Annotated in this window: 11 protein-coding genes and 1 pseudogene; all 12 read left to right on the top strand. The window is 66.5% G+C overall.

Annotated elements, in window-relative coordinates; all coding sequences use genetic code 11:
• The first annotated feature begins 320 nt into the window (after window positions 1-320).
• Window positions 321-1,421, top strand: a complete 1,101-nt coding sequence (locus tag DBR23_RS06885) for a hydrogenase small subunit (protein WP_026436976.1) — start codon at window positions 321-323, stop codon at window positions 1,419-1,421.
• Between the two features lie 29 nt (window positions 1,422-1,450).
• The gene (locus DBR23_RS06880) at window positions 1,451-3,310 is read left to right on the top strand and encodes a nickel-dependent hydrogenase large subunit (RefSeq protein ID WP_026436975.1); all 1,860 of its coding nucleotides are present in this window, start codon (window positions 1,451-1,453) and stop codon (window positions 3,308-3,310) included.
• A 31-nt stretch (window positions 3,311-3,341) separates the two neighbouring features.
• Window positions 3,342-3,947 (top strand): HupE/UreJ family protein, encoded by a 606-nt coding sequence (locus tag DBR23_RS06875; protein ID WP_108497742.1) that lies wholly within the window; start codon window positions 3,342-3,344, stop codon window positions 3,945-3,947.
• A gap of 27 nt (window positions 3,948-3,974) precedes the next feature.
• Window positions 3,975-4,712 (top strand): Ni/Fe-hydrogenase, b-type cytochrome subunit, encoded by a 738-nt coding sequence (cybH, locus tag DBR23_RS06870; protein WP_026436973.1) that lies wholly within the window; start codon window positions 3,975-3,977, stop codon window positions 4,710-4,712.
• Window position 4,713: 1 nt separating this feature from the next.
• Window positions 4,714-5,055, top strand: a complete 342-nt coding sequence (locus DBR23_RS06865) for a HigA family addiction module antitoxin (protein WP_233250309.1) — start codon at window positions 4,714-4,716, stop codon at window positions 5,053-5,055.
• Window positions 5,056-5,074: 19 nt separating this feature from the next.
• On the top strand, window positions 5,075-5,743 hold the full coding sequence (locus tag DBR23_RS06860) for a HyaD/HybD family hydrogenase maturation endopeptidase (protein ID WP_108497741.1): 669 nt from the start codon (window positions 5,075-5,077) through the stop codon (window positions 5,741-5,743).
• Between the two features lies 1 nt (window position 5,744).
• Window positions 5,745-6,047 (top strand): HypC/HybG/HupF family hydrogenase formation chaperone, encoded by a 303-nt coding sequence (locus DBR23_RS06855; RefSeq protein ID WP_026436970.1) that lies wholly within the window; start codon window positions 5,745-5,747, stop codon window positions 6,045-6,047.
• Between the two features lie 16 nt (window positions 6,048-6,063).
• On the top strand, window positions 6,064-6,561 hold the full coding sequence (locus DBR23_RS06850) for a hydrogenase (RefSeq protein ID WP_026436969.1): 498 nt from the start codon (window positions 6,064-6,066) through the stop codon (window positions 6,559-6,561).
• Window positions 6,562-6,598: 37 nt separating this feature from the next.
• The gene (locus DBR23_RS06845) at window positions 6,599-7,486 is read left to right on the top strand and encodes a hydrogenase expression/formation protein (RefSeq protein WP_026436968.1); all 888 of its coding nucleotides are present in this window, start codon (window positions 6,599-6,601) and stop codon (window positions 7,484-7,486) included.
• 2 nt (window positions 7,487-7,488) lie between these two features.
• Entirely contained in the window at window positions 7,489-7,710 is a 222-nt protein-coding gene (locus DBR23_RS06840; RefSeq protein ID WP_369882093.1) for a rubredoxin, read from the top strand.
• On the top strand, window positions 7,707-8,198 hold the full coding sequence (gene hybE, locus DBR23_RS06835) for a [NiFe]-hydrogenase assembly chaperone HybE (RefSeq protein WP_051248958.1): 492 nt from the start codon (window positions 7,707-7,709) through the stop codon (window positions 8,196-8,198). The genes DBR23_RS06840 and hybE overlap by 4 nt, the downstream gene beginning before the upstream one ends.
• Window positions 8,195-8,772, top strand: a pseudogene (locus DBR23_RS06830) (hypothetical protein); the annotation flags it as partial. The gene hybE and the pseudogene DBR23_RS06830, both read left to right, overlap by 4 nt.

Below are 8,772 nucleotides of genomic sequence, written 5' to 3'. Positions count from 1 at the left end.
AATAGTGTCACGAGGTATCGGTAGCGCTCGATGCAGTTGGCCCAGTTCTGGAAGGTAACATTTCACTTTGATGGCGGCTGTGGAATTTTATCTCTCAGTCGAAAGCCGAGACGATCTAAAGACTCGCATTGGGCGTAGTTGAAGGCCAAATAAAACAAGGACTTACGTGGGCCTCCCAGGGTATTCCCGCGAGGCGCATGCACTGGCGCGCGATTTGCAATGAAGACTCGCCCCCGCCCATAAGCGTGCCGCGTTGTCTCTCCATCCCGATGCGGACAGGACAGCGTGGTGCTCACCACAAGTACCTGGAGACATTCGCCATGGAAACCTTCTACGAGGTCATGCGCCGCAAAGGCATTTCGCGCCGCAGCTTTCTCAAATACTGCTCGCTCACGGCCACTTCGCTGGGCTTGGCGCCGTCCTTCGTACCGCAGATCGCGCACGCCATGGAGAACAAGCCGCGCACACCGGTGCTTTGGTTGCATGGCCTGGAATGCACCTGCTGCACCGAGAGCTTCATCCGCAGCGCCCATCCGCTGGCCAAGGACGTTGTGCTGTCCATGATCTCGCTTGATTACGACGACACACTGATGGCCGCCGCAGGCCACCAGGCCGAGGCGATCCTCGAAGAGATCATGACCAAGTACAAGGGCCAGTACATCCTGGCCGTGGAAGGCAACCCGCCGCTCAACGAAGACGGCATGTTCTGCATCCAGTCCGGCAAGCCCTTCGTGGAGAAGCTCAAGCACGTCGCTAAGGACGCCAAGGCCATCATCGCCTGGGGCTCTTGCGCGTCCTGGGGTTGCGTGCAGGCGGCGAAGCCCAATCCGACGCAGGCCACGCCCATCCACAAGGTCATCACCGACAAGCCCATCATCAAGGTGCCGGGCTGCCCGCCCATTCCCGAGGTGATGACGGGCGTGATCACCTACATGCTCACCTTCGACCGCGTGCCCGAGCTCGACCGCCAGGGTCGCCCGAAGATGTTCTACAGCCAGCGCATCCATGACAAGTGCTACCGCCGCCCGCACTTCGATGCCGGCCAGTTCGTCGAGGCCTGGGACGACGATTCCGCGCGCAAGGGTTATTGCCTCTACAAGGTCGGTTGCAAGGGACCCACCACCTACAACGCCTGCTCCACTGTGCAGTGGAACGAGGGAACGAGCTTCCCGATCAAGGCCGGTCACGGCTGCATCGGCTGTTCGGAAGACGGCTTCTGGGACAAGGGCTCGTTCTACGACCGCCTGACCGACATCCATGCCTTCGGCATCGAGGCCAACGCCGACCAGATCGGTGGCACGGCGGCCGGTGTGGTTGGTGCGGCAGTGGCCGCGCATGCGGCGATTTCGGTGGCCAAGCGCGTGCGCGACAACAACAACGCCAGCAAGCCGGAAGACAAGCGCACACCCGCCGACCACTGACTGACCCCACGACGAGAACGAGGAAAAAAATGGGTGCTTACGAAACTCAAGGCTTCCGCATGGACAACACCGGTCGGCGCATCGTCGTCGACCCGGTGACGCGGATCGAAGGCCACATGCGCTGCGAGGTGAACCTCGACAGCAACAACGTGATCCGCAATGCGGTCTCCACCGGCACCATGTGGCGCGGTCTGGAGGTGATTTTGAAAGGCCGCGACCCGCGCGACGCCTGGGCGTTCGTCGAGCGCATCTGTGGTGTCTGCACCGGTTGCCACGCGCTCGCGTCGGTGCGCGCGGTGGAAGACGCGCTGGACATCCGCATTCCGCTGAACGCCCACCTCATCCGCGAGATGATGGCCAAGACGCTGCAGGTGCACGACCACGCGGTGCACTTCTACCACCTGCACGCACTCGACTGGGTGGACGTGATCTCGTGCCTGAAGGCGGACCCGAAGAAGACGAGCGACCTGCAGCACATGGTGTCGCCGTCGCATCCGATGTCGTCGCCCGGCTATTTCCGTGATGTGCAGAACCGTTTGAAGAAGTTCGTGGAGAGCGGCCAGCTCGGCCCGTTCGCCAATGGCTACTGGGGTTCAAAGGCGTATGTTTTGCCGCCCGAGGCGAACCTGATGGCGGTGACACACTACCTGGAGGCACTGGACCTGCAGAAGGAATGGGTGAAGGTGCACACCATCTTCGGCGGCAAGAACCCACACCCCAACTACCTGGTGGGCGGCGTGCCGTGCGCGATCAACATCGACGGCGACGGCGCTGCGGGGGCCCCGATCAACATGGAGCGGCTGAATTTCGTGCAGGCCCGCATCCAGGAAATGATCGACTTCAACAACAACGTCTACGTGCCAGACGTGCTGGCCATCGGCACCATCTACAAGCAGGCGGGCTGGCTGTACGGTGGCGGCCTGTCGGCCACCAACGTGGCCGATTACGGTACGTACGAGAAGGTGCCTTACGACCACAGCACGCACCAGTTGCCGGGCGGCGTGATTCTGGATGGCGACTGGAACAAGATTCACGAGATCGACCCGCGCGATCCCGAGCAGGTGCAGGAGTTCGTGACGCACAGTTGGTACAAGTACGGCGACGAGACCAAGGGTCTGCACCCATGGGACGGCGTGACCGAGGCAAACTACAACCCCGAGGGGCCGAACTTCAAGGGCACGCGCACGAAGATCGAGCAGCTCGACGAATCGGCCAAATACTCGTGGATCAAGTCGCCTCGCTGGCGCGGCCACGCGGTGGAAGTGGGCCCGCTGTCGCGCTACATCCTGGGTTATGCGCACGCCACGCAAGGCAACAAGTATTGCCAGCGCGTGAAGCAGCAGGTGGACGAGGCGGCGGCGGCCATCAATAGCGGCATTCCGAAGGCGCTGGGCCTGCCCGAGACCAGGTACACCGCCAAGCAGCTCCTGCCGACCACCATTGGCCGCACGCTGGCGCGCGCACTGGAAAGCCAGTACGCCGCTGAAATGATGATGGACGACTTCAAGCAGATGGTCGACAACATCAAGGGCGGCGACAGTAGCACCGCCAACATCGAGAAGTGGGACCCGAAGACCTGGCCGAAGGAGGCCAAGGGCGTGGGCACGGTGGCTGCACCGCGCGGCATGCTGGGCCACTGGATCCGCATCAAGGACGGCAAGATCGAAAACTACCAGTGCGTGGTGCCCACCACCTGGAACGGCTCGCCGCGCGATCACAAGGGGCAGATCGGTGCCTTCGAGGCCTCGTTGATGAATACGCCAATGGTCAACCCTGAGCAGCCGCTGGAAATTCTGCGCACGCTGCACAGTTTCGACCCCTGCCTGGCCTGCTCCACGCACGTGATGAGCGAAGACGGGCAAGAAATGAGCCGCGTCACGGTGCGGTGAACATCCACCCCAGAACAACGAGGAGACTCCCATGAACGCAAAAACAACGCGCGGCCTGATCGCCGCCGCACTGCTCGCCGGCCTGGCCAGCACCTCGCAGGCCCACACCGGCCATGGCACCAGCAGTCTTTATGAGGGCCTGGTGCATCCCTTCGGCGCAGACCATCTTCTGGCCATGGTGGCCGTGGGCGTGTGGTCGGTCTCGGCGCTGCCGGCTGGTAAAGCCTGGCAGGGCCCGGTTGTGTTCCTGCTCGTGCTCATCGCCAGCGCCACGCTGGGCATGCTCGGCTTCACCGTGCCCTACCTGGAGCACGGCGTGTCGCTCTCGGTGGTGATGTTCGGCGCAATGCTGCTGCTCGCGCGCCGCGCCACCGTGACGCCTGCCATTGGCCTCGGGCTGATCGCAGCGGCCGCTTCGCTGCATGGCCTGGCGCACGGTTCCGAAACGCCCGAGAGCGGCTTTGCCGGCTACGCGGCGGGCTTCCTGATCACCACGGCGCTGCTGCATGGGGGTGGCGTGGGCATGGGCATGGGTATCAAGCGCTGGCTGGCCGAGCGCAGCGGCGTGGTGCTCGGTGGGCTGGGCGCGCTGCTGAGCGCGGCGGGCCTGTATCTCTTCGGGCAGCTTGCGGCCTGAGTCCACTCATTCCAGGAGGTCATCACCATGTCCGCCACACACCAACACACGCCTCACCACGCCACGGGTGCCGAGCGCGATGCGCTGGAACTGCAGCAGGGCCAGACGATCCGCTCGGTCTATGTGTACGAAGTGCCGGTGCGCCTCTGGCACTGGATCAATGCGCTCGCCATCACGGTGCTGTGCGTCACCGGCTATTTCATCGGTGTGCCGCTGCCTACCATGCCGGGCGAGGCCAGCGCGAACTACCTCATGGGCTACATCCGCTTCGCGCACTTTGCGGCTGGCTACATCATGGCCGTGGGGCTGGTGGGGCGCGCCTACTGGGCGCTCGTGGGCAACCACCACGCCAAGGAACTGTTCTGGGTGCCGGTGTTCCAGAAGGCGTACTGGCTCGAGGTGTTCAACATGTTGCGCTGGTACCTGTTTCTCATCCCGAAGCCGAACCAGTACGTGGGCCACAACCCGCTGGCGCGCTTTGCCATGTTCTTCTTCTACCTGATGCTGTCGATCTTCATGGTCGTGACCGGCTTCGCGTTGTACGGCGAGGGCTCGCAGATGGGCTCGTGGCAGGAGCGGATGTTTGGATGGGTGATCCCGCTGTTTGGTCAGAGTCAGGACGTGCACACCTGGCACCGCATGGGCATGTGGGGCGTGGTGTTGTTCGTCATCCTGCACATCTACGCCGCCATCCGCGAAGACATCATGGGCCGGCAGAGCATTGTGAGCACGATGATTTCCGGCCACCGCACGTTCAAGGAATGACGTGAGCCGCGCAGCCCGCTCCAGGTTCAGGGCGGCACCGGTGCAACCACCGGTGGGAGTGCCGCTGCGCGTGCCCACGCACCCAGGCCGCTTGCTGGCGCGCACCTGCCTGTTGCCGCTCTCGCTGAACCAGAGCGAAGCCGCGCGGCTGCTCGGCATGTCGCGCCGCCGGCTCCACGAGCTGGTGCACGGCCAGCGTGCCATGTCGCCCGACACCGCCATCCGCTGCGCGCGCGTGTTCCGCGTCGACGCCGCGTTCTGGCTGACGCAGCAGGCCGCCTGGGACAGCTTCCACGCCTGGAAGCGGCTGCGTTCCGCCTCTTCCCCTTCCTCATCCTTCTGATCTCCCAGTGAGCCCAGCCATGCGCCCCACCTCGCCCCAAACGACCTGTCACCCCGGTGGTGACACGCTGCCCACTTCCATCTGCGTGCTCGGCATCGGCAACCTGCTGTGGGCCGACGAGGGCTTTGGCGTGCGCTGCGTGGAAGCGCTGCAGCAGCGCCACGCGTTCGCGCCGCATGTGTCGCTGGTGGACGGTGGCACGCAGGGCCTGTACCTGATCCAGCACGTGCAGGAAGCGGACGCGCTGCTGATCTTCGACGCCATCGACTACGGCCTGGCGCCCGGCACGCTGAAGCTGGTGCGCGACGACGCGGTGCCGCGCTTCATGGGCGCGAAGAAGATGAGCCTGCACCAGACCGGCTTCCAGGAAGTGCTGTCGCTCGCGCAGCTCACGGGCAAGTACCCGTCGCGCGTGCTGCTGATCGGTTGCCAGCCGCAGGAGCTGGAAGACTACGGCGGCAGCCTGCGCCCGGTGGTGAAGGCCGCGATGGAAGAAGCGCTGTTGCTCGGCGTGGCCGAGATCGCGCGCTGGGGCGGCCAGCCCGCGCCGCGCTTGGCGCCGTTGAGCAGCCGCGAGACCGTAACCATGGACGAGCTTGCGCTCGCGGCCTACGAAACGCAGCGCCCCGCGCCGGAAGCGGCCTGCCGCGAAGGCGATGATCGCTTCTTCCCCAAAGAGGCGGCCTGACATGTGCATCGGCATTCCCATGCAAGTGACCGCTGTCGAGCCGGGCCATGCGGTGTGCGAAGGGCGCGGTGAACGCCGCCGCGTCAACACCGCACTGGTGGGTGACGTGGCGCCGGGCGACTGGCTGCTGGTGTTTCTGAGTGACGCGCGCGAGTGCATCGACGCCGCTCGCGCCAGCGAAGTCAACGCCACGCTGGATCTGGTGCTGGGCGCCATGCAGGGCGATGTATTGAGTGGCGATGCCGGCTTCGAGCTGCCTTCGCGCATGAGCGCCGAACAACTCCGCCAGCTTGCTGGCCCTTGATTTTCTGGAGACCTTCATGACCATCGAAACCGCTTTCCGCCCGCTGGCCGTCACCCCGCCCAGCACCGACCCCGCCGCGCCGCTGGTGATGCGCCTGGTGCGCGACTTCGGCGCCGCGCTGGTGGACGAAACCAGCGTGGCCGACTGGGCCGCGCTGCCCGGCGACCGCGTGCTGCTGCTCGCAGGCGACGCGGTGCGCTTCCCCGAAGGGCAGGACGTGGCCGCCGTGCTGCCCGAGCTGATGAAGGTGTTCCCCCAGCGCTTCGAAGTGGCCGCCGTGCCGCGCGACAGCGAAGACGCGGTGGCGCGCCGCTACGGCTCGCAGCGCTGGCCTTCGCTCCTCTTCTTCCGCGGCGGCCAGTACGTGACCGCCATCGCCGGCATGCAGGACTGGGACGTGTACCTGCAGGGCGTGGACGCCGCGCTGCGCATGCCGCCCTCACGCCCGCCCACCATCGGCATTCCGGTGGTGAGCAAGACCGCTTCTTCCAGCGACGCCGGCGGTTGCCACTGAACGCCACGCCTTCCCGCACCTTGCAAGGACACACCCCATGAAAGAATTCCCCATTCCCCTCGTGGCCCTGGGCCCCGGCACGCACACCGAGGACGATTCGCTCGACTACATGCCCATGCCGAAAGACATGGACACCTACCGCCCGCCGATGCTGCCCGAGCCCGAGGAACTCGCGGGCCTGGACCAGGCGCGCAACGCGCTGCAGCAGGTGCTGGCGCTGCTCGAGCGCGGCGCCAATGGCGGCGCGCCGGGCATGGTGCCGCTGGGCCGGCTGGCCCCGCGCGACTTCCAGGTCATCAACCAGGTGATGGGCGAGGGCGAGGCCAGTGCCATCGTGCAGCTGAGCGCAGGCAATCTGGAAGTGCGCGTGCAGGAATCGGTATTCGCCGGCGTCTGGCGGCTCATGACCTGGCGGCGCGGCGAGGGCGCAGACGAACCCGTGCTGGTGCCGGTGGACGACGCGATCGAGGTCGGCCCGGTGCCTTCGCTGTTCGCCGCCATCGCCGCCGAGGATGTGTGGGCCGAACAGCCCGTGTGGCGCGGCGAGCTGCCGCCCAACGTGCAGAACGCGCCACTGCTGGTGGACGAGATCCGCGACCAGGTGGCGCAGTGGCGGCCCGGCCAGGTGCCGCACGTGGTCAACCTCACGCTGCTGCCGGTGTCGCCGGAAGACATCGGCTTTCTGGACCACCAGCTCGGCACCGGCCGCGTGCTGATGCTGTCGCGCGGTTACGGCAACTGCCGCATCTCCAACACGCGCTTGCCGAACTGCTGGCGCGTGGTGTACTACAACTCCATGGACAAGGTCATCCTCAACACGGTGGAGGTGGTGGACATGCCCGAGGTGGCGATGGCCGCACCCGAAGACCTGCGCGACTCGCACGACCGGCTGCGCGAGGTGATGGCCTGGCTGGAAGGGAGTTGAGCGTGGAACACTTCGAAGGCTTCGAGGGCTCCTACCTCGGCAACCGCGAGGTGCTGCGGCCGGACTCGCGCCTGGAATGCAAGATCTGCTGGTGGGTGTACGACCCCGCCACGGGCGACCCGCAATGGCAGATTCCCGCCGGCACGCCCTTCGCCGATCTGCCCTCGCACTGGCGCTGCCCGAACTGCGATTGCGAACCCGATCAGTTTCTGTTGCTTCTATGAACGCCGCCTTGCAAACCCGCGTGCAGACCCTGGTGGATTTCTACCGCCGGGTGCAGGTCGAGCGCATGCAGGGCATTCCCTTGCTGAACGCGGCGCTGTGCGTGGAAGCGGTGGGCTTCGAATGGGGCGCGGACGCCGAAGAGCCGGTGGCCGAGGGCGTGCTGATCACGCCGTGGTTCATGAGCCTGGTGCGCCTGCCCGCGCCACCGCTGCCGCACGGCAACCAGGTGGGCCGCAGCTTCGTGCGCAACTTCGGCAGCGAGCGTTTCGATTTCATCGGCGCGCACGACCCCGCCATCGGCTACCACGAGACCTGCGCGCTGTTCTCACCCATGGGCGAATTCACCACCCAGGCGCTGGCGCGCGAGACCGCGCAGGAAGCGCTGGCGTTGGCCCGACCCGCGCCGGTGGCCACGCCGGTGCCGGTTGAACCCGTGCCGGCGCGCCGGGCGTTCTTTCTCGGTCGGGGTGCGGGGGTGCGCGCATGAGCGCAGCGGCCATGCCCGGCCTGCAGCAGCTCGCGGGCGCGCTGCGCATCACCCCCGGTGCGCCGCCGCCACTCGGTTTGATGAGCACACGCCAGGACTGGGCCGCGCGCATGGGCCATGGCGTGCCGGCGGCGCGCCTGCCCGGCCTCATGGGCAGCCTGTTCAACCTCTGCAGCCAAGCGCACCGCCTGTGCAGCCAGCTCGCCATCGACGCCGCCGCGCCCGGCCTGTTGCCGCCACAGGAGCGCGTGGCCGAACAGTTGCGCCGCGAGACCGCGATGGAGCACGTGCGCCGCATCGGCCTGGACTGGCCGCGCCTGCTGGCCGATGGCGCCGCGCGCAGCGCACACGCCGCCAGCGCGCTGTCCGCGCTGCGCCACTGGCCTTCGCCCACGCAGGCCCTGCCCGAACCCTGGCCGCCGCTGCGCGAGTGGCTGCAACACACGCTGCTGCAGATGCCCGCCGCCGACTGGCTCGCGGCCTGGCAGGCCGGCGGCCCCGACTGGCTGCACTCCTGGAGCCGCCGCCACACTCACCACTGGATGCCCGCGCTGGTGGCCGGCGCGCGCAGCAG

Source organism: Acidovorax sp. HMWF018 (genome assembly GCF_003061035.1).
GTDB lineage: Bacteria > Pseudomonadota > Gammaproteobacteria > Burkholderiales > Burkholderiaceae_C > Acidovorax > Acidovorax delafieldii.
Note: the sequence above shows the minus strand (reverse complement) of the source record. Positions and strands in the feature narration are given on the sequence as shown.